This is a genomic window from Streptomyces sp. DvalAA-14 (genome assembly GCF_900091855.1).
GTDB lineage: Bacteria > Actinomycetota > Actinomycetes > Streptomycetales > Streptomycetaceae > Actinacidiphila.
Genome location: NZ_FMCH01000093.1, coordinates 1 through 20,444, shown reverse-complemented (window position 1 = coordinate 20,444; position 20,444 = coordinate 1). Strand labels below are relative to the sequence as shown.

The following is a 20,444-nucleotide window of genomic DNA, read 5'->3' as shown; positions in this document are numbered from 1 at the left end:
GCGCGCCGATCGGCTCCACCCTCGACCGGGCCAGGCTCGGCGCGATCTTCAACCGCCTGGCGGACACGCCCACTTCACTCCTGGCGGTGCGCGCCGAGACCACCGCGGCGAACTCGCTGTCCGCCCGCGGCTTCGCACCGCGCACCGTCGAGGGATTCGTGCGGCCACTGCTGGCGGCGCTGCTGTGCGACCCGGAACTCAGTACGTCCAGCCGGGTCGCGGACCTGGTGCTGCGCGGGTTCGCCCGCGGCCGCACCTGCCTGCCGGCCGGCGGCGCGGCCCGGCTGCCCGAACTGCTGGCGGCGCACCTGCCGCCCGGGACGATACGGTTCGGCACCCGCGTCGCCCACATCGCGGTCGACGCGGTGCTCACCGAGGACGGCACCGAACTCCCCTGCCGGGCGGTGGTGGTGGCCACCGACGCGCGCGCCGCGGGGAAGCTGCTGCCGGGCCTGCGGGTCCCGTCCTTCCACCAGGTCACGGTGTTCCACCACGCGGCGCCGGCGACCGCGCGGCGCGAGCCCGTACTCGTGCTGGACGCCGACCGGCTCGGCCCCGTCTCCCACACCCTGCCGGCCGGCACGATCGACCCCGGCAGGGCCCCGGCCGGCCGGACCCTGATCACCTCTGTCGTCCTCGGCCCGCCCCCGGACGGCGACAACGACAAGGCCGTCCGGGCCCACCTCGCCGAGCTCTACGACACCGGCACCGACCACTGGGAACTGCTGGCCCACCACACCGACCCCGACGCGATCCCCGCCATGCCCGCCCCGCACGACCTGCGCCGCCCGGTACGCCTGCTGGCGGGCCTGTACGTGTGCGGCGACCACCGCGACACCAGCACGGTCCAGGGCGCCCTGCTCTCCGGCCGCAGAGCCGCCCACAGCGTCCTCCGCGACCTGGCCCCCCGGCCACCCGACCCAATCCCGGGAGGACCCGCCCGACGGCGCCAACAGAGCGGCCTGAGCCCCGCGCCCCCCTTATTGCCGCGCCCTCGCCTCCGGCCGGGGCGGGGGTGCGGCAGGGGAGCCGTCGGGGTGGGGACGTGGGGCGCGAGGCTGCCGGGGGGTGGGGGAGGTAGCGGCGTGAGGGTGCCGTGGGTGGGTGCCGCCGGGTGGGAGCCGTAGCAGCGCGAGGGTGCCGTGGGGTGGGTGCCGTCCGGCGTGAGGGTGCCGCCCTTTTCCCTTTTTTGCCGCCCTCTCGCCTCCGGGCGCTTAGACCCGGTCTCGACGTTCCTCTCTCCTGCGCTCGTTCCTCGCTCGTCGTTCGTCTCTTTCGAAACCGGCGCGCCCTTCGGCTCGCTGGCTACCGGCGAACCCCACGGCGCCAAGTGACCGGTCAAGCGTGCCCTCCAGCGCAGGGTGAGCCAAAGGGGCCCGCTTCCGCCTCCGCAATACGCCCGACGGTCCACCGGTGGCCGCACCCTGCGCCCGACGGCTCACCGTGTAGCGACCGAGCCAAAGGCCGCGCCGGTTTCGAAAGTGGGGGCACCTCCCAGCGTTAGCTGGGGGAAGAACGCGCACAGGGAGCGAGACACGATCGACCGTCGAGACCGGGTCTAAGCGGCCGGAGGCGAGGGCGCAGCAAAAAAGAATGCCCGCGACCGCGCCCTCCTTGATGCCTAGGGTTCCTGCCATGGATCCTCTGCTTGCCGGTGACCTTGCCCGGCTGCCCGAGCTGCTCGGGATGACGCGGGAGTACGCGTCCCGCTTTCTGGCCGGGCTCGCCGAGCGGCCCGTTGTCCGCGCGGGGTGGGGGGTCGACGGGGAGGCGGAGGCGCTGCCCGCGGAGGGGCGCGGGCTGGAAGCGGCGCTGGCCGCGTTCGGCGCGCGCTGGGAGGCCGGCCTGTCGGGTGCGGCCGGCCCGCGCTATCTCGGCTTCGTGACCGGTGGCGCCACCCCGGCGGGCCTGGCCGGCGACTGGCTCACCGCCGCGTACGACCAGAACGCCGCCTCCGGCGGCGATTCCTGTGCCGCCGCGCTGGAGAAGGAGACCCTGGGCTGGCTGCGGGAGTTGTTCGGGCTGAGCGAGGCGCATTCCGGCGCCTTCGTCAGCGGCGCCACCGTGTCCAACACCGTCGGGCTGGCCGTGGCCCGCGAGTGGGTGGGCAGCCGGCTCGGCGTGCGGGTCTCGGAGGCCGGCGCCGCCGCGCTCGGCCCGGTGGACGTCCTGTCCGGGACCCCGCACTCCAGCATCGGCAAGGCGCTGTCGATGCTCGGGATGGGGCGCGAGCGGCTGCGTACGGTGGCGACGCTGCCGGGGCGGGAGGCGGTGGACGTGGACGCGCTGGCCGCCGCGCTGGCCGCGCTGGACGGCCGGCCCGCGATCGTCGTCGCCAACGCCGGCACGGTCAACACGGTCGACTTCGACGATCTGCGGGCGATCGCGGCGCTCCGGGACCGCTTCCCCTTCTGGCTGCACGTCGACGCCGCGTTCGGCGGCTTCGCGGCCCTCTCCCCGGCGCACGCACACCTGACGGACGGCCTCGACCTGGCCGACTCGGTGTGCGTGGACCTGCACAAGTGGCTGAACGTCCCCTACGACTCGGCGGTCCAGTTCACCCGCCGCCGGGATCTCCAGACCGCGGTCTTCCACAACTCCTCCCCGTACCTGGGGGCCCCCGGACCCGTCGACCCCGGATTTCCTCCATCTCACCCCGGAGAACTCCCGCCGCCTGCGGGCCCTGCCGGCCTGGCTCACCCTCAGTGCCTACGGCGCCGCCGGCCACCGCGAGATCGTCACCCGCAACGCGGCCTCCGCCGGCGCGTTGGCCGCGCTGCTCGACGCGCACCCGGCCTTCGAACTGCTCGCGCCAGCCCGCCTCAACGTCGTCTGCTTCACCCTCACCGGCCGTCCCGGCGCGGGGCCGCTGGCCGCGTTCACCACCGCGCTGACCGCCTCCGGTGAGACCTTCCTCACCCCCACGGTCCACGCGGGCGTCCCGGCCCTGCGCGCGGCCTTCTCCAACTGGCGTACGACGCAGGCGGACACCACCCGGGTCTACGACGCCCTGGTGGCGGCGGCCGGCCCCGGCCAGGCCGGGGGCGCCCGCGCCGCCGCTCCGCCTCAGTGCGGCAGTGCGGCGACCCGGTCGTAGAACGCCCGCGCCGCCGCCGTGTCCCGGAACGGCTCCAACCGCCGTCCGAAATCGCGGACGTACTCCGCCGCCCGCAGTGACCGCATGTCGGCCGCCTGCTTGGCCGCCTCGATGCCGTGCGCGCAGGCCACATCGAGTTCGCCGAGGCCCAGCCGGGCGCAGGCCAGCACGGTGCGGGAGAACAGGCGGCTGCGGGCGTAGGCCGGGGACCGCAGTTGGAGGGAGCGCTCGGCGTGCTGCGCGGCGGCCCGCCACTGCTGGAGGTCGCGGTGGCAGTGCCCGAACTCGTCGGCGAGCTGGGCCTCGTCGAAGAAGCGGGCCCACCCCGGGGTGTCGTCGCCGCCCCGGGCCACCGACAGCGCGCGCTCGGACCGGGCGAGCGCGGCCGCGCAGGCGCGGGACTCGCCGAGCAGGCCGTGGCCGCGGCCCTCGGCGGCGTGCAGCAGGGCCAGGACCACGGGCGGCGCGCCCGTACCGACGCCCTGCTGGGCCACCCGGGCCAGTTGGACCGCCTCCCGCCCGTGCCCGAGGTAGACGGCCTGTCGGCTCATGGTGACCAGCACATAGCCGCCGTAGACCCGGTCCCCCGCGGCCTGCGCCAGCCGGAGCGCCTGGACGAAGTAGCGCTGGGCGAGGCCGTGCGCGCCGATGTCGTACGACGTCCAGCCGGCCAGCCGGGTCAGGTCCGCGACGGACCCGAACAGGCGGCGGCCCAGCGCCTCGCCGTAGCTGCCGCGGAGCATCGGCTCGGCCTCGTGCTCCAGGTAGCGGACCAGAGCCTGGCGGGCGTGGCCGCCCCCGTAGGCGTCGTCGAGGCTGCGGAAGAGGTCGCCGACCGCGCGGACCGCGGCGATGTCGCCGGCGGTGATCCGCTGCCGGGCGGTCTCGGACCGGCCGGGCCGGCCGCGTACCGGCGGGGCCGGGTCGGCCGCCGGTTCCGGGGCTGCCGGCAGGCCCTCGACCCTGCTCTGGGCCGGTACCCGGGCGGCGGGGGCCTGGCCGGCTCCCGGGGACGCCACGGAGTCGTCCGCCCGCCCGATCAGCCAGTCCCGGCTGGGGACGACCAGGCCGGCCGGGGTGAAGGCGATCTTCCGCAGCTCGGTGTGATTGCCGGTGTCCTTGCGCCAGAGCCCGCTGACGATGTCCACCGCCTCGCCGGGCGTGGCCGCGTACTCCAGCCCGGCGTAGACCGGCGCGCACGCGTCGAGGCCGAGGTCCTGGGCCGACAGCCGCCGTCCGAGCCGCTGGGTGAACACCTCGGCGATCAGCGCGGGCGTGGTGCCCCGGGGTTGCTGGCCGCGCAGCCAGCGGGTCACGGAGGTCTTGTCGTAGCGCAGGTCGAGGCCGTGTTCGGTGCCGAGCTGGTCGACCCGGCGGGCGAGGCCGGCGTTGGAGAAGCCGGCCTCGGCGATGAGTGCGGCGAGCCGGCTGTTGGCGGGCGTCGAACCGCCGTCGCTGCTCATTGCTGTCGGGCCTTTCGAGCTGTTCGAGCTGTTCGGGCCGGCCGGGCTGTCGGTGGTGTCCGGGCCGGTCGTACGGTTCGGGCGGGCCGGCTCGGCCGGCCCCCGCGGCCGGACGGCCGGGGTGATGGGGCGGTCCGGGCGGTCGGGCGTTCGCTGCGTGGCATGGTCCGTCATCGGCAGTGCGGTCCACTTCCGCTCGGAATCTCAGGATCGGCGCGAATGTAACGGTCAGTGCCGGGAAGTTCACCGTAAGAACGGCATATTCGCCCGAATGGGGGACAACGGACGCTCGTGGCGGGTGATCCCGGGCCCGCCGACGGGCCGACCGACCCCACCTGCGGGGGTTCGCGTCGGGGCATCCGCCGGCGGCACTCGCAGCCGTCCGCCGGGCCGGTTGTCCACAGCCACGACCGGGGTTGTCCACAACCCCGGCCGACCGGCCCGCGGTCCGCCGCCGGCCTCGCCGTACAGTGAACGGAGCGCCTTGTGAGACCCACATCCGGCGCCGAGGGCACAGCAGAGGAGTCGTCGTGAGTGAGCTGGACTTCGTTCACCTGGGGTTCGGCGCGGGCGCCGTCGAGTACCGGGAGGCATGGCAGGAGCAGCGGCGTGTGCACGCGGCGCGCTTCGCCGACGAGATCCCGGACACCTGCCTGCTGCTCGAGCACCCGGCGGTGTACACCGCCGGCCGCCGTACCGCCGACAACGAGCGCCCGCTGGACGGCACCCCCGTGGTGGACGTGGACCGCGGCGGCAAGATCACCTGGCACGGCCCGGGCCAGCTGGTCGGCTACCCGATCCTGAAGCTGCCCCGCCCGGTCGACGTGGTCGCCCACGTACGGCGGCTGGAGGAGGCGCTGATCCGCACCGCCGCCGAGTTCGGTCTGGAGACCAGCCGGGTGGAGGGCCGCAGCGGGGTGTGGGTCCTCGGGGACCCGGTGGCGGCCCGTACCGGCGGCCTGACCCTGGACTTCGACCCCCGGCTCGCCGACGAGGAGTTCGACCCCCGGCTGAACGGCCCGGAGTACGCCCCCTCCAACGCCGGCCAGCGCCGCGAGGACCGCAAGCTCGCCGCGATCGGCATCCGCGTCGCCAAGGGCGTGACGATGCACGGCTTCGCCATCAACTGCAACCCGGACAACACCTGGTTCGACCGGATCGTGCCGTGCGGCATCCGGGACGCGGGGGTGACCTCGCTGTCGGCGGAGCTGGGCCGCGACATCGCGGTCACCGAGGTGGTGCCGGTGGTGGAGAAGCACCTGGCCGGCGTGCTGGCCTCGGCGCTGCCGCTGCCCCGGGCGGTCTGAAGCGGCCGCGGCCCGGCCGACGCGCCGCGGCCGCCGGGCGGGAGCGATGGCGGCACCGGGAATGCACCCACGAGGCCGCTGGTTGGCTCGAAAGGGAGCCGTAGGAATCATGGGCGTACGCTGGTGTTCGCCGAAGAATCGAAGCTTTAGGGAGCCGGTCGTGTCCGCAGTCGCACCCGACGGACGCAAGATGCTGCGCCTCGAGGTCCGCAACAGCCAGACCCCCATCGAGCGCAAGCCCGAGTGGATCAAGACCCGGGCGAAGATGGGCCCCGAGTACACGCAGATGCAGAAACTCGTCAAGAGCGAGGGTCTGCACACCGTGTGCCAGGAAGCCGGATGCCCCAACATCTACGAGTGCTGGGAAGACCGCGAGGCCACCTTCCTGATCGGCGGCGACCAGTGCACCCGGCGCTGCGACTTCTGCCAGATCGACACCGGCAGGCCCGCCGCCCTCGACCGCGACGAGCCGCGCCGGGTGGGTGAGTCGGTCGTCACCATGGACCTCAACTACGCCACCATCACCGGTGTCGCCCGCGACGACCTGCCGGACGGCGGCTCGTGGCTGTACGCCGAGACGGTCCGGCAGATCCACGCGATGACCGGGCAGCGGGCCGACGGCCGGACCAAGGTCGAACTGCTCATCCCCGACTTCAACGCCGAGCCGGCCCAGCTCGCCGAGGTCTTCGGCTCCCGCCCCGAGGTGCTCGCGCACAACGTCGAGACGGTGCCGCGGATCTTCAAGCGGATCCGCCCGGCCTTCCGCTACGAGCGCTCGCTGGAGGTGATCACCCGGGCCCGCGAGGCCGGTCTGGTCACCAAGTCCAACCTGATCCTGGGCATGGGCGAGGAGCGCGCCGAGATCAGCCAGGCGCTGCAGGACCTGTACGACGCCGGGTGCGAGCTGATCACCATCACCCAGTACCTGCGGCCGACGGTGCGGCACCACCCGGTGGAGCGCTGGGTGAAGCCCGCGGAGTTCGTGGAGCTGAAGGAGGAGGCCGAGGAGATCGGCTTCGCCGGGGTGATGTCCGGGCCGCTGGTGCGTTCGTCGTACCGGGCCGGCCGGCTGTTCCAGCAGGCAGTGGACCGGCGCGCGCAGGCAGCGGTCTGAGCGGGGCGGCCGCGGGCGCCCCGGGTGGGTGCCCGTGGCCGTACGGGCGGTGCCCCCGGCGGTCCGGCCGCGAGGCGACGGCCGCCCGGGGCTTTTGATATGAGTTTGACCGACTGGTCACTGGCTGGTAACACAGTGTGGTGATGCTGGCTTTAATCGCATTGCCATATCAGCTGACTTTTGAAGGGGACGCCATGCCGTCCAGGCCCCTGTACGTTGCCCGTCCCCGCACTCCCTTCCGGGCTCCCCTCGGCTCGCCGCTCCGCGCCCAGCTCCGGGTCGTCCGCCCGCACGCCCCGGTGGCGGGCGCGCTGCGGGCCGTCGAGGCGTTCCTGCTGAGCGGCGGTCAGCAGACCGCCCGCCGGAACGCCTGGGCCGCCGTCGTCGCCGACCGGCAGCGCGCGCGGGACCGCCGGGAGGCCGAGCACGAGATGGCCGCACTGATGAGCGGGGTCATCGGCCCGCGGTGACGGCGTACCGACAGGCCACGTATCCTTTTCTGTATGGCGAGGAAGGAAACATCCGAGAACCCTGGACGTCTGAAGCAGATCGTCCAGACCTACAAGATGACCAGGCAGGCCGATTCCAAGATCGGGCTTGTCATTGCGGCTGTGGGAATCGTCACCTTCGGTGTCATCCTCGCCATCGGCTTCTTGATCAGCCATCCCGTCTACGCCGCCATCCTCGGCGTCCTGCTGGCCGTACTGGCCATGGCGGTGGTCTTCGGCCGCCGCGCCGAGGGAGCCGCCTTCGGGCAGTTGGAGGGCAAGCCGGGCGCCGCGGCAGCGGTGCTGCAGAACGTCCGCGGCTGGACCGTCACCCCCGCGGTGACGATGAACAAGAGCCAGGACGTGGTGCACCGGGCGGTCGGCAAGGCCGGTGTGGTGCTGGTCGGCGAGGGCAACCCGAACCGGGTCAAGGGCCTGCTCGCGGCTGAGAAGCGCAAGGTCACGCGGGTGGTGTACGACGTGCCGGTGCACGACTTCATCGTCGGCAACGGCGAGGGCGAACTCCCGCTGAAGAAGATCCGCAGCACGCTGATGCGGCTGCCGCGCTCGCTGAGCGGCCCGAAGACCACCGAGGTCAACGACCGGCTGCGCGCGCTCGGCGATCTGATGAGCAACATGCCGATTCCGAAGGGTCCGATGCCGCGGGGCATGCGGATGCCGCGGGGCCGCTGAGCGGTTCCGTCCCTACTGACGGACGAGGGGTTCGGACGCCTGCTGGCGTCCGGGCCCCTTTCTTCGTCACCGCGGGTGCCGTGGCGGCTTGTCCGTGCCGTGCCCGGGCTAGATCCGGACCTCCACCGCCCCGGCCGCCTTGTCGTGCAGACCGCGGGTGTCGCGGTCCCAGACGGCGGCGGGGACGACGAGCAGCAGCAGCACCGTACGCACCAGCACCGCCGGCGGCTTCAGCCGGCCGCCGTCGAGGCGGACCACCCGCAGCCCCAGCAGCCGCTTCCCCGGGGTGCTGCCGATCAGCGACAGGCTCACCAGGCTCAGCGCGCCGAAGACCCCCAGGGCCCAGGGGTTGGACGCGTTGTAGTCACGGTGCGCGATCAGGCCGTATGCGATCAGCACGCACAGGATCCAGTCGATGAAGACGGCGGCGAGGCGGCGGCCGACCGGCGCGATCGAACCGGGGCCCTCCTGGGGCAGGCCGAGCCGCTCGCCGCGGTAGCCGAATTCGACGCCCATCTCTTCGGCGGCCGCGCGGGGCCCCGAAAGCCACGATCCGATTACTTCCCTGTTGTCCACGCGTCCACGGTAACCCCCCGTAAGAGGGGTCCCGGTGCCCGGGTACCGGTGTCCCGGCAGGGCGGTTAACACCTCAGAAACAAATGGGTCATGCTGGAGAAATCCCTGATCTCTATGGTCGGGGCAGTGTGCGCCACCGCACTGGCCGCACCTCGATCGCCAACCCGACCCCCGGGGCCGGGCCTAGGAGGAGTTGGATGTTCCAGAACGCCGACGACGTCAACAAGTTCATTTCGGACGAGGACGTCAAGTTCGTCGACGTCCGGTTCTGTGACCTGCCCGGCGTCATGCAGCACTTCACGGTCCCGGTGTCCTCGTTCGACCCGACCGATGAGCTTGCCTTCGACGGGTCGTCCATCCGTGGCTTCCAGGCGATCCACGAGTCGGACATGGCGCTGCGGGCCGACCTCTCCACCGCCCGCGTCGACCCGTTCCGCAAGGACAAGACGCTCAACATCAACTTCTTCATCCACGACCCGATCACCGGCGAGCAGTACAGCCGTGACCCGCGGAACGTGGCGAAGAAGGCCGAGGCGTACCTGAAGTCGACCGGCATCGCCGACACCGCGTACTTCGGCCCCGAGGCCGAGTTCTACGTCTTCGACAACGTCCGCTTCCAGACCTCCGCGAACGAGTCCTTCTACCACATCGACTCCGAAGCGGCCGCGTGGAACACCGGCGCCGTCGAGAACAACCGCGGCTACAAGGTCCGTTACAAGGGCGGCTACTTCCCCGCCCCGCCGGTCGACCACTTCGCCGACCTGCGCGCCGAGATCTCCCTGCAGCTCGAGGCGTCCGGCCTCCAGGTCGAGCGCCAGCACCACGAGGTGGGCACCGCCGGCCAGGCGGAGATCAACTACAAGTTCAACACGCTGCTGGCCGCCGCCGACGACCTGATGCTCTTCAAGTACATCGTGAAGAACGTCGCCTGGCGCAACGGCAAGACCGCGACCTTCATGCCCAAGCCGATCTTCGGTGACAACGGCTCCGGTATGCACGTCCACCAGTCGCTCTGGCAGGGCGGCAACCCGCTCTTCTACGACGAGGCCGGCTACGCGGGCCTGTCCGACACCGCCCGCTACTACATCGGCGGCATCCTCAAGCACGCGCCGTCGCTGCTGGCCTTCACCAACCCGACGGTGAACTCGTACCACCGGCTGGTCCCCGGCTTCGAGGCCCCGGTCAACCTGGTCTACTCGCAGCGCAACCGCTCGGCCGCGATGCGGATCCCGATCACCGGCTCCAACCCGAAGGCCAAGCGGGTCGAGTTCCGCGCCCCGGACCCGTCCTCCAACCCGTACCTGGCCTTCTCGGCCCTGCTGCTGGCCGGCCTGGACGGCGTCAAGAACAAGATCGAGCCCGCCGAGCCGATCGACAAGGACCTCTACGAGCTCGCCCCGGAAGAGCACGCGAGCGTCCCCCAGGTCCCGACCTCCCTCCCCGCGGTCCTCACCGCCCTCGAGGGCGACAACGACTACCTCCAGGCCGGCGGCGTCTTCACCGCCGACCTGATCGAGACCTGGATCGATTTCAAGCGCACCGCCGAAATCGCCCCCATCCAGCTCCGCCCGCACCCGCACGAGTTCGAGCTCTACTTCGACATCTAGCCGAACCCCGGGCCCGAGCGCTCCCCCGCTCCCCCGGACCCTGCGCGTGCCGCCGGCCGTGGCCCTCCCCAGCGGAGGACCACGGCCGGCGTCGTCCTTCCGTCGCCTCCCTGCCCACTGGATCCTGCGCCGCCCACCGTCGAAGCGTTCCTCGACGGAAGGACACGGATCACTGACCGTGATCCGCCCGCGACCGCTGGTCGGAGCGGAACCCGACTGCATGACGGGTTCACGTGGGGGAAACCGGATTCCTGGAGGTAGATAATCATGGGACCGTTGCTTCTCGTTCTTCTGCTCGCGCTGATTCTCTTCGGTGCGGGATTCGCGCTCAAGATTCTGTGGTGGGTCGCCGTCATCGTGCTGATCGTGTGGGTGCTGGGCTTCGTCATGCGCGGCACGCATTCCAGCGGCGGCAGAAATCGCTGGTACCGCTGGTAGGCCCCGGCGGTAACGGCAGCGGCGGGCGGCGCCCACCCATCCGGGTGGGCGCCGCCCGCCGTGCTGCGCGAGATCTTTTCGTTATCCGGAGGGGTGATTCGGCGGATCGTGGACAGGATCACAGCGCCGGGGTGCTTCCGGAAAACGCGCAACGGCTCGACCTCCACCGGAAGCATCCCGGCGCCCCGGGTTCCGGCCGCCGTGCGGTGCATTCCGACCCGCACCCTTCCGCTCCCGGCCCTCGCCCGGACACCCGTGGCGCCCGCACCCAGCCGCAGGGGGTGAGGAGGGACACATGACCCAACGGATCGGGACGGACAGCCGGGGCGTGGGTGCAGACTGGTGGTATGCCTGAATTGCCGGAAGTCGAGGCGCTGAGCCGATTCCTCGGCGACGAGCTGGTGGGAAAGACGGTCGAGCGGGTGTATCCGGTGGCCGTGCACGCGCTCAAGACGTACGACCCGGCGGTGACCGCCTTCGAGGGGCGGGCCTTCGACGGGGTGGAGCGGCACGGGAAGTTCCTCGACCTGCGGGCCGGGGATCTGCATCTGGTGATGCACCTGGCCCGGGCCGGGTGGGTGCGGTGGAGCGAGAAGCTGGCGGACGCGCCGCCGCGGCCGGGCAAGGGGCCGCTGGCGCTGCGGGTGCGGCTGGCCGAGCCGGCGAACAGCGGCTTCGACGTGACCGAGGCCGGTACGCAGAAGAAGCTGGCGGTGTACGTGGTCCGGGACCCGCAGGAGGTGCCGGGGGTGGCGCGGCTGGGGCCGGACCCGTTCGACCCGGCGTTCAGCCCGGCGGTCTTCGCCGCGCTGCTCACCGGGGAGCGGCGGCAGATCAAGGGCGTGCTGCGCGATCAGAGCGTGATCGCCGGCATAGGGAACGCGTACTCCGACGAGATCCTGCACGCCGCCCGGATGTCGCCGTTCAAGCTGGCCGCCAAGCTCGACCAGGAGGAGGTCGGCCGGCTCTACGAGGCGATCGGCACCACGCTGGCCGACGCCGTGGAGCGGTCCCGGGGGCTGCCGCTGCGGGAGCTGAAGGCGGAGAAGAAGAGCGGGCTGCGGGTTCACGGGCGCAAAGGGGAGACCTGTCCGGTGTGCGGGGACACCATCCGCGAGGTGTCCTTCAGCGACTCCGCGCTCCAGTACTGCCCCAGCTGCCAGACGGGCGGCAAACCGCTGGCGGACCGGCGGCTGTCCCGGCTGCTGAAGTAGCCCGGCCGGTCGGAAGCCGCGGGGCGGCCCAGGTGCGGCCGGCCGGCGTGCGGGCCGCGGGCGAACCCCGCCGGGCCCGCCTCACACCCGGTCGATATGCACATTCGTCGACTTGACCCGCGCGATCGCCTCCGCGCCCACCTCCAGGCCCAGTTCCTCCACCGCCTCGCGCGTCACCAGGGAGACCAGGCGGTGCGGGCCGGCCTGGATCTCGACCTGGGCGGCGACATCGCCGAGCTTGACGGCGGTCACGATGCCCGGGAAGGCGTTGCGGACCGAGGTGAAGGACACCTCGGACGCGGCTTCCCCACCGCCCTGGGCCAGTTCGACCGAGAAGGCGGCCAGGTCGCGGCCGTCGATGAGCCGGCGCCCCGCGTCGTCCCGATGGGTGGCCACACGGCCGGCGTCGGCCCAGCGACGGGCGGTGTCCGGGCTGACGCCCAGCAGGCGGGCGGCCTGCCCGATGGTGTACGACTGCATGCCGCCACCTTAGGCGGTGTCCGGCACACCGCACCTGGCCCGCCGGGCGGCCCGCGCCGCCGCCCGCAGCCGCCGCACCCGCCGCACCCGCCGCCCGCGCGGTCAGGCGTCGTGTTCCAGGACGCCGCGCCAGGAGTGCGCCGGGATGTAGCCGAGGGCGTCGCGGGCGCGGTCGATGCTCAGCAGCGTTTCGTAGGTGCCCAGTTCGCGGGTGAGCCGCACGCCGGGGAAGACCTCGGCGAGCAGGTCGGCGGACGGGCGGTTCATGATCGTGTCGGCGGCGGCGACCACGAAGGACGGGGCGCCGCCGATGTCCGCGGTCAGGGCGAGGCGGCAGGCCAGCGCGACATCGCGGGCGTCCACGTACCCCCACAGATTCCACTTGCGGGCGTGCGGGTCGGACCAGTAGCCGGGGATCAGCCGGTAGTCCGCCTCGACGTGGACGTTGGACAGCCGCAGCGCGACGAAGGGGATACCGGACCAGCCGGCGATGTGCCCGGCGGTGGTCTCGCTGGCGGTCTTGGACAGCGCGTAGGTCGAGGTGGGGTAGGGGTAGTGGTCCTCGTCCACCGGCGCGTAGCGGGGCGGGGTGTCGAAGGGGAGGCCGAGGGTGGTCTCGCTGGAGGCCCACACCACCCGGGACAGCTTGTTGTGGGCGGCCGCCAGGAAGACGTTGTTGTTCATCGCCAGGTTGGTGTTGAGCGTGTGCGCGGCCGGGAAGAGGCCGGGCGCCGGGATGTTGGCCAGGTGCACCACCGCGTCGACGTCCCGCAGCGCGTCGACCGCCTGGCCGTAGTCGGTCAGGTCGGCGCACAGCAGCGGCGCGCCGAGGACGGCCATCCGCTCCCGGTCGGCGGGGCCGGCCACGATGTCCACGGCGACGACGTCGTGGCCGTGCGCCAGCAGGTCCGCCACGACGACCCGTCCGGTCTTGCCGCTGGCTCCGGTGACGGCGATGGTGCTCATGGGTGGGCTCCGTGCTTCTCGCGATGCGGACAGGGTCGTGGGGGGACGAACATGGACGCGGACCGGCGTGCGCTCGGACCGTCGTCCGGCACGTACGGTCGTACCGTCGGCGGCCGGTCGGCCGGCGCCGACGGAGCTCTCAGCTTGCCACAGCCGCCGCGCCCGCCCCGCCCCCCAACACCCGGTGAACAGCTCCCGAAGCGTGGGTACACCCGCCGCTGACTCCGCGTCAGAAACATAATTTGGCGGTCGTGGACGTCCCCTGGGAGATCTCACTCGCCGTACTCGGCCTCGTGGTACCGATCGTGGCCGCGCTCTACGAATTCGCGTTCAACGGCCGCAAACGGCTCGGTTACCGGGTGCAGATGGACACCACCGTCACCGACCTGGTGCACTCCGAGTACGCGGGCGCGCTCCAGCAGCTGCGGCTGCGCGACGGCCGGGCGCTGGTCCGGCCGTCCTTCGTGCTGCTGCGGATCGAAAACAACGGCGTCACCAACATCGACACCGGCGACTACGCGACCCTCGACCACGACCGGGTCGGCATCACGGTGGAGTTCCCCGGCCGCAGGGTCGCCGGGCTCGTCATAACGGAGCTCAGCGCCGCCCATATGCAGGGCTCGTTCGGCGCCGATTCGGGGCTGGGCTACGACGACAGCCGGATCTTCCTGCCCCGGGTGCCGATGAACCGCTCGGCGCACTACAAGGTGCTGGCCGCGCTGGAGAGCCTGGCGCCGGCCACCGGCGGCGACCGGGAGGAGTTCCCGGATCCCCAGGTCAACGGCGGTGTCAAGGGCGGCGTCGGCAGCGGTCAGATCCAGGAGACCAGGAGCCGTACCGGCATCTCCTGGCGCGCCGCCGCGATGGTGCTCTTCCTGGCCGGGGTGATCGTGGCGCAGCTGCTGGTCTCGCTGAACAAGGACACCACGGCGGCGTCGCTGGACTGCGCCGGCGGAAAGGTGACGCTGTCCGGGTCGACCGCCTTCGCACCGGTGCTGCAAGAGGCCTCGGCGACGTACCGGCGCAGTTGCCCCGGCACCACGTTCGTGATCCGCTCCGACACCAGCGGCGTCGGCATCGAGGATCTGGAGCGGACCGGACGCGAGCAGGGGCTGGGCACGACGCCGGAGATCGCGTTCTCCGACGGGCCCAAGGACCCCGGGCACCCCGAGGTGCTGCAACGGCCCATCGCCTTCCTGCTGTTCACCCTCGTCATCAACAAGGACGCCGGCGTGCAGGACCTCACGCTGGACGAGATCCGGAAGCTCTACGCCGGCCAGTACACCAACTGGCGGCAGCTGCACGGCAACGATGTGCCGATCAAGCTGGTCAGCCGCGACTCGGGCTCCGGCACCCGGCACGCCTTCGAGGAGCGCGTCCTGGACCGGCACACCGAGCCCGGTGAGAACTCCACCGACTGCCAGTCGCGCTCCGGGATCGGCACCACCGGCGTGATCCGATGCCGCCGCAGCAGCACCGGCGACCTACTGGACACGGTGGCCGCCACCCCCGGGGCCCTGGGCTACAGCGAACTGGGCAGCGCCACCGCCCGCCACGACCTGCTGCCGGTCCGTATCGACGGACAGCAGGCCACGTTGGAGGCGGCGGACAACAACGCGTACCCCTTCTGGGCCACCGAGTACGCCAACACCTACGGCGAGCCGCGCGCCACCGCGCTGACCGCCAGCTTCCTGCGCTACCTCACCAGCGGGGTCGGCCAGGACATCGTCCGCTCGCACGGCGACCGGCCGTGCGCGGAGCTGGCCAACCCGGTGCTCTGCCGGCCGTCCTGAGCCGCATCCGTCCTCGCCCCCGGACGGAGCCGGCGCCTTGGTACGCGCGGTGTCGGGGGGTGGCCTTACGCTGGGGCGATCCGGATCCGGCCGAGGGGGGCAGCGTGGCAGCAGCGGACGAAGGCGTCGGGGTGGGGCGCGCGGCCACCGCGGTGCTGGCGCGGGCCGAGCGGCTGCGGGCTGCGGCCCGGGAGCTCGCCCGGGACTACGACACGGCCCGTGCGGCCGTGACCGAGGCGCTCGGGCCGATCCGGGACGGGCTGGTGCGGCGGGAGTTGGCCGCCATGCCGGTCGCGCGGCTGGCCGACGCCACCGAGGGACGGCTGCGCATCGGCGCACTGGAGAAGGCGGGTTACGACACCGTCGGGCGGGTGTACGGGGCGAGCGCCTACGAGCTGGGCCAGGCGCCGGGCGTGGGCCGGACCACGGTCGCCCAGGCCCAGGCCGCCGCCGCCCAGCTCGCGTCGGCGGTCGAGGAGACCGTGGCGGTCCCGCTGGACGCCGGGCAGCGCGGCGACCCTCGGAGCGGAGCCCTGGTGGTGGCGTTGCACCGGCTGGTGGCGGCCGGGCCGCAGGCGGCGCGGGCCAGGAAGGTCGCGGCGCGGGTGGAGGCGGAGCTGTCCGAGCTGATGGCGGCGGCGCGACCGGCGCGCGGGCGGGTGGCGATGCTGCTGGCCGGCCGGCAGCGCCGGGAGGCCGCCCGGGCGGCGCTGGCGCGGCTGGACGAGGAGCTGCGGGCAGCGGCGGCGGAGGGCACCGGTCTGATGCTCACCCAGGCGTCGGTGGATCTGCTGCGGGCGCCGGGCACCGGGCCGGACGCGGTGGCTTCGGCCTGGCTCGACTTCGAACTGCGGGCGGCCGATTACCACGCTCTGCTCGGTGAGTTCGGCGGCCCGGCGCCGGATTCCGCGGCGGCGCAGGGCTTTTTGCCGACCGAGCTGGCCGACCGGGTACGGGCCCAGCCGCTCGACGACCGCCACCGCCGGGTGTCACTGCGCGGGTACCAGGCGTTCGGCGCCCGCTTCGCACTGGCGCAGAAGCGGGTGGTGCTCGGCGACGAGATGGGCCTGGGCAAGACCGTGCAGGCCATCGCGGCGCTGGCGCATCTCAAGGCGGAGGGCGGCACGCACTTCCTGGTGGTGTGCCCGGCGAGCGTGCTGGTCAGTTGGCTGCGGGAGATCGAGACCCGCAGCACCCTGACTGCCTACCGGGTGCACGGACCGGACCGCGCCCTGGCGCTGAAGGAGTGGCTGGCCGCCGGCGATGTCGCGGTCACCACCTATGACGCCCTGCGCGGGCTGGATCCGGTACGGGACTGCCCCGCCGAGCCGCTCGGCATGCTGGTCGCCGACGAGGCGCATTACGTGAAGAACCCGCAGGCGGGCCGGTCCAAGGCACTGGCCGCCTGGACGGCGCGGGCCGACCGGGTGCTGCTGATGACCGGCACCCCGATGGAGAACCGGGTCGAGGAGTTCCGCAATCTGGTGGGCCAGGTCCGCCCGGAGTTGCTGCCGCAGGTGCGCCGCAGTCTGGCGGCGGCCGGGCCGCAGGCGTTCCGCAAGGCGGTCGGGCCGGCGTATCTGCGGCGCAATCAGGCCGATGTGCTGAGCGAGTTGCCGGAGTTGGTCCGGGTGGACGAGTGGGAGGAGCTGTCCCGGACGGATCTGGCCGCCTACCGGGCGGCGGTGGCGGCCGGGAACTTCATGGCGATGCGCCGGGCGGCCTACGCCGATCCGCCCCGCTCGGCGAAGCTGCAGCGGTTGCGGGAGGTGGTCCGGGAGGCCGCGGAGCATGAGCTGAAGGTCGTGATCTTTTCCTATTTCCGCCAGGTGCTGGACACCGTGGGCGAGGCGCTGGCCGGCGCCCGTGCCCCGGTGGTGGGCGCCATCACGGGCAGCACGCCGGCGGCCGATCGGCAGCGGCTGGTGGACGAGTTCACCGCCGCGGCCGGCCACGCGGTGCTGCTGGCCCAGATCCAGGCCGGCGGGGTCGGCCTCAATCTCCAGGCCGCCTCGGTGGTGGTGCTGTGCGAGCCGCAGGTCAAACCGACCACGGAGGAGCAGGCGATCGCCCGCGCGCACCGGATGGGCCAGATCCGCCGGGTGCAGGTGCACCGGCTGCTCGGCGTGGACAGTGTGGACCAGCGGATGCTGGAGATCCTGGCGGGGAAGTCCCGCGCCTTCGACGCCTACGCGCGGCCCAGCGACACCGCCGACTCCGCTCCGGAGGCGCTGGACATATCCGAGCAGTCGCTGGCCCGGCTGGTCGTGGCGGCCGAGCAGGAGCGGCTGGCCGGCATCGCCTCCACGGCCGCCACCACCGGCGGCCCCGGCCCCGGCGGCCCGCGGGGCGGCCTTCAGGTCAGCCTGGCCAAGGGCCGGGTGAGCCTGCTGAAGGAGGCCGGGCCGGCTGTTCCCGCTTCGGCGTCGGGGGGCGGCTCCGGCACCGCCTGATCAGGGGCGGACCGGCGCACGGGCAGCCGGACGAGTGGACCGGCCGGGTGCGGACCGGCCCGCTGCCGGGCCCGCGGGTCGCGGACATGGACCGACCACGCACTGTGCGACGACGACGCGTGGCGCCGCCCAGCGCGTGGCCGGGGTGTGGGGGCCGTGACCGGTCCTCGGGTCAGGCGCTGTAGACCTCGAGTTCGGAGAGCTGTCCGGCCGGCCAGCCGGTGTTGGCGGTGAAGTTGAGCCGCACGTAGCGGGCGGTGACCGCGGCGGGCAGGGTGATCGTCACGGCGTTGCCGGTCGCCGGGTTGAACGTGTAGTTGAGGGCCGCCAGTTGGGTGGTGAGCGGCAGGCTGGCACCGGTCTGCACCGAGATGGTCTGGGTGCGGGTGGCCCAGGCGGTGGCCGGCGGCAGCTTGAGCACCAGGCGCTTGACCTGGCTCGGGACGGAGCCGAGGTCCACCTGGAGCCACTGCGGGAAGGCGTTGTTGGCCGACTCCCAGTAGGTGTTGGCGTTGCCGTCGTTGGCGTTGCTCGGGTAGTAGACCTGGGTCTGGCTGCTGGCCGAGATGACTTTGGCGAGCGCGAGGTTGCCGGTGGGCGTACTGCCCGCGTCGGTGGTGACGGTGACCTGGTTGGAGGGCTGCGAGATGTCCCCGGCCGCGTCGAGAGCCTGGACGTCGAAGGTGTAGGCGGTGGACGGGGTCAGTCCGGTGACGGTGAAGCCGGTGACATTGCCCGCGGTGCTGCCCACGGGGCTGGTGGCGGAGCCGGTGACCGACAGGACGCGGTAGCCGGTGACACCGACGTTGTCGGTGGCGGCGGTCCAGGCCAGCGTCACGGAGGTGCTGGTGTGCGCGGTGACCTGCAGATTGCCGGGTGCGGTCGGCGGGACGGTGTCGCCGCCGCCGCCCACCACCGGCGGGGTGGGCCGGGTGGCGGTCAGGGCGATCTGGCCCTTGAGCATCTTGCCGCCGTCGCCGGTCAGCCGCAGGTAGTAGTCCGAGGAGCAGGCGGTGCCGTCCTCGTCCAGGGCCAGGAAACCGGAGTTGGTGGGTACCCATGCCTGGGTCTCGGCGGTCTTGGCGATCTGGTTGCCCTCGTTGAACTCGTCGAACATGGAGATGTAGACGCTCGCCACTCCGGCCCGTTTCATGTTGTAGAACTGCCGCCACATGAAGTCGCCGTGCGCGCGCTGGCGCAGCAGGACCGCGCCGGGCAGCACGCAGGGCTGGTAGTCGATGCCGTACGTGGCGCATTCGGCGAGGTCCGGGACGGTGGCGACGTTGTAGAAGTTGTCGGCGTCGGCGACGTTCCCGATCCGGCCGACCATCCACGGCGAGAGCATGTGGAAGGCGTGGTAGACGTCGCTGAAGCCGGGCCGCGAGTCGCGGTCGCCGGTGCGCCACCAGGTCGGCACGCCGCCGATGACGTAGCAGCCCTGGTCCTTGAACCAGTTGACGACGTCCAGGCAGGACGCCGCGTCGAAGGGGCGCTGGTTGTCGGCGAAGCCGAAGCCCCAGATGCAGACGACGGGCTTGCCGTTCTGGGTCGCGTAGGCCGATGAGGCGGTGTGCGCCTTCATCTTGCTGGTCCAGTCGGTCTTGATCTCGGACTGCATGTTCGTCCAGTCCGAGACGTCGTACATGATGTAGAACTTCCGGCCGTGCGTCTCGGCGGAACTGCGCACCTTGGCGGCCATCGCGTCGCGGGTCGGGCCCTCGCTGCCGTTGGGGTTGAAGCGCTGCAGCGCGGCGGTGTCGATGTTGTTCTGCTGCAGCCACAGGAAGTGGGTGTCGACCGTCTGCTGGTCGTAGGACGAGAACAGGGTGGCCGGCTGGCCGTTGCCGAGGTTCGCGTACGCGGTCTGGTACGTCCTGGTGTAGTCGCGGACGTCCGGCCAGGCCACGATCGTGGTGTTGGACGGGGACGGCGGCTGACTCCCGTTGGCGCTGTAGTGCCACCAGGCGTTGATCGGGGCTCCGTCGCCGATACAGGCGAACCAGCCCTGGTAGCCGACGGTGACCTTGCCGACCACATCACCGGGGCCGCTGGCCGCGGGGGCGGCGGTGGCCGCGGTCGCGGACCCGGCCATACCGAGCGCGGCCAGCCCGGCCGCGGCCGACCCTCCGGCCGCCGTGCCCAGGAACGTACGACGTGACACACCCATCTGGACTCTCCTCCGATCGGCGTCGACCTCCGCCGTTGCGCGGCTGATGGGGATCGGCAGCGGATCGGAAGTCTGGTGCCGGGGATCGTAACGACGTGGTTACGCCTGCGCAATAGATCGAACGTAAGGCGAAATAATTGACAGAAGAACTGCAAGAAGTGCCCAGATGGCGGCCTCGGGGCGGATTCACACGATTGGAACCGGGATCTCAGCCGATCCAAAGGAAACATTCGTACGGTTCACCGCATGAGTCAGGAACGGTCGTCGGAGGACGGCGAGGACGAGATATCCCTCGGGGAGGGCCTGCCGGGGAGCGTGGGCCCGTGGTGGAGCCGCCAGCTCGTGGCGTCGGTGGCCGCGCTGGCACTGATGGCCACCGTGACGCTGGTGACGATCGTGGAATCGCCGCTGGCGCGGGCCGGATCGCGCCCGTCGGCCGCCCGCACCGCGCAGCCGCTTCCGGTGACGACCACGACGCAGGCCTCGGACTATCCGGCCGCCGCCGTACCCCTGCCGTCGCCGAGCGCGACGACGCCGCCCCTGACGGCGCCCCCGACGGCGCCCCCGACGGCGACCGCCACCTCGGCC

Annotated in this window: 16 protein-coding genes and 1 pseudogene; 12 read left to right on the top strand and 5 right to left on the bottom strand. The window is 72.3% G+C overall.

Going from position 1 to position 20,444, the window contains the following annotated elements:
* Positions 1–1,127 (top strand): FAD-dependent oxidoreductase (locus GA0115240_RS04610; RefSeq protein ID WP_107407095.1); only part of this gene is annotated, 1,127 nt, incomplete at its 5' end.
* A gap of 508 nt (positions 1,128–1,635) precedes the next feature.
* A complete protein-coding gene (locus GA0115240_RS04605; RefSeq protein ID WP_370673273.1) occupies positions 1,636–2,907 on the top strand; it encodes a pyridoxal phosphate-dependent decarboxylase family protein in 1,272 nt (423 codons plus the stop codon).
* Positions 2,908–3,066: 159 nt separating this feature from the next.
* Here the strand turns inward: GA0115240_RS04605 and GA0115240_RS04600 are convergent, their stop codons facing one another.
* Positions 3,067–4,560, bottom strand: coding sequence for a regulator (locus GA0115240_RS04600; protein ID WP_093735365.1), 1,494 nt, complete (start codon positions 4,558–4,560; stop codon positions 3,067–3,069).
* Between the two features lie 530 nt (positions 4,561–5,090).
* On the opposite strand from GA0115240_RS04600, the gene lipB reads away from it, so the two are divergent.
* The 4 genes from lipB to GA0115240_RS04580 all read left to right on the top strand — a co-directional run bounded on the left by lipB (position 5,091) and on the right by GA0115240_RS04580 (position 8,162).
* Entirely contained in the window at positions 5,091–5,867 is a 777-nt protein-coding gene (gene lipB, locus GA0115240_RS04595) for a lipoyl(octanoyl) transferase LipB (protein WP_093735363.1), read from the top strand.
* Positions 5,868–6,027: 160 nt separating this feature from the next.
* Positions 6,028–6,981, top strand: coding sequence for a lipoyl synthase (gene lipA, locus GA0115240_RS04590; protein WP_093735362.1), 954 nt, complete (start codon positions 6,028–6,030; stop codon positions 6,979–6,981).
* Positions 6,982–7,175: 194 nt separating this feature from the next.
* A complete protein-coding gene (locus tag GA0115240_RS04585; RefSeq protein WP_093735361.1) occupies positions 7,176–7,451 on the top strand; it encodes a hypothetical protein in 276 nt (91 codons plus the stop codon).
* A 33-nt stretch (positions 7,452–7,484) separates the two neighbouring features.
* Entirely contained in the window at positions 7,485–8,162 is a 678-nt protein-coding gene (locus GA0115240_RS04580) for a DUF4191 domain-containing protein (protein ID WP_093735360.1), read from the top strand.
* Between the two features lie 108 nt (positions 8,163–8,270).
* Here GA0115240_RS04580 and GA0115240_RS04575 read toward each other — a convergent pair whose 3' ends face one another.
* On the bottom strand, positions 8,271–8,738 hold the full coding sequence (locus GA0115240_RS04575) for an RDD family protein (protein WP_093735359.1): 468 nt from the start codon (positions 8,736–8,738) through the stop codon (positions 8,271–8,273).
* Positions 8,739–8,935: 197 nt separating this feature from the next.
* On the opposite strand from GA0115240_RS04575, the gene glnA reads away from it, so the two are divergent.
* The 3 genes from glnA (at position 8,936) to GA0115240_RS04560 (ending at position 11,997) form a co-directional block, all read left to right on the top strand.
* Positions 8,936–10,345 carry a type I glutamate--ammonia ligase gene (glnA, locus tag GA0115240_RS04570; protein WP_093735358.1) on the top strand — a complete coding sequence of 470 codons (1,410 nt, stop codon included), beginning with the start codon at positions 8,936–8,938 and terminating at the stop codon, positions 10,343–10,345.
* 267 nt (positions 10,346–10,612) lie between these two features.
* Positions 10,613–10,783, top strand: coding sequence for a hydrophobic protein (locus GA0115240_RS04565; RefSeq protein ID WP_093735357.1), 171 nt, complete (start codon positions 10,613–10,615; stop codon positions 10,781–10,783).
* A 347-nt stretch (positions 10,784–11,130) separates the two neighbouring features.
* On the top strand, positions 11,131–11,997 hold the full coding sequence (locus tag GA0115240_RS04560) for an Fpg/Nei family DNA glycosylase (protein WP_093735356.1): 867 nt from the start codon (positions 11,131–11,133) through the stop codon (positions 11,995–11,997).
* An 81-nt stretch (positions 11,998–12,078) separates the two neighbouring features.
* On the opposite strand, the gene GA0115240_RS04555 is transcribed toward GA0115240_RS04560, so the two are convergent.
* Both GA0115240_RS04555 and GA0115240_RS04550 read right to left on the bottom strand, forming a co-directional pair.
* Positions 12,079–12,477, bottom strand: coding sequence for a TOBE domain-containing protein (locus tag GA0115240_RS04555; RefSeq protein WP_093735355.1), 399 nt, complete (start codon positions 12,475–12,477; stop codon positions 12,079–12,081).
* Between the two features lie 102 nt (positions 12,478–12,579).
* Complete coding sequence (locus tag GA0115240_RS04550) at positions 12,580–13,443, bottom strand: NAD-dependent epimerase/dehydratase family protein (protein WP_093735354.1); 864 nt, start codon at positions 13,441–13,443, stop codon at positions 12,580–12,582.
* Between the two features lie 251 nt (positions 13,444–13,694).
* On the opposite strand from GA0115240_RS04550, the gene GA0115240_RS04545 reads away from it, so the two are divergent.
* Together GA0115240_RS04545 and GA0115240_RS04540 are read left to right on the top strand one after the other, a co-directional pair.
* Positions 13,695–15,236 (top strand): PstS family phosphate ABC transporter substrate-binding protein, encoded by a 1,542-nt coding sequence (locus tag GA0115240_RS04545; protein WP_256069543.1) that lies wholly within the window; start codon positions 13,695–13,697, stop codon positions 15,234–15,236.
* A gap of 104 nt (positions 15,237–15,340) precedes the next feature.
* Positions 15,341–17,689, top strand: a complete 2,349-nt coding sequence (locus tag GA0115240_RS04540) for a DEAD/DEAH box helicase (RefSeq protein WP_256069542.1) — start codon at positions 15,341–15,343, stop codon at positions 17,687–17,689.
* Positions 17,690–17,861: 172 nt separating this feature from the next.
* On the opposite strand, the gene GA0115240_RS04535 is transcribed toward GA0115240_RS04540, so the two are convergent.
* Positions 17,862–19,856 (bottom strand): galactose-binding domain-containing protein, encoded by a 1,995-nt coding sequence (locus GA0115240_RS04535; protein ID WP_093735352.1) that lies wholly within the window; start codon positions 19,854–19,856, stop codon positions 17,862–17,864.
* A 246-nt stretch (positions 19,857–20,102) separates the two neighbouring features.
* Between GA0115240_RS04535 and GA0115240_RS04530 the strand changes: the two are divergent.
* A pseudogene (locus GA0115240_RS04530) lies at positions 20,103–20,444 on the top strand (hypothetical protein); the annotation flags it as partial.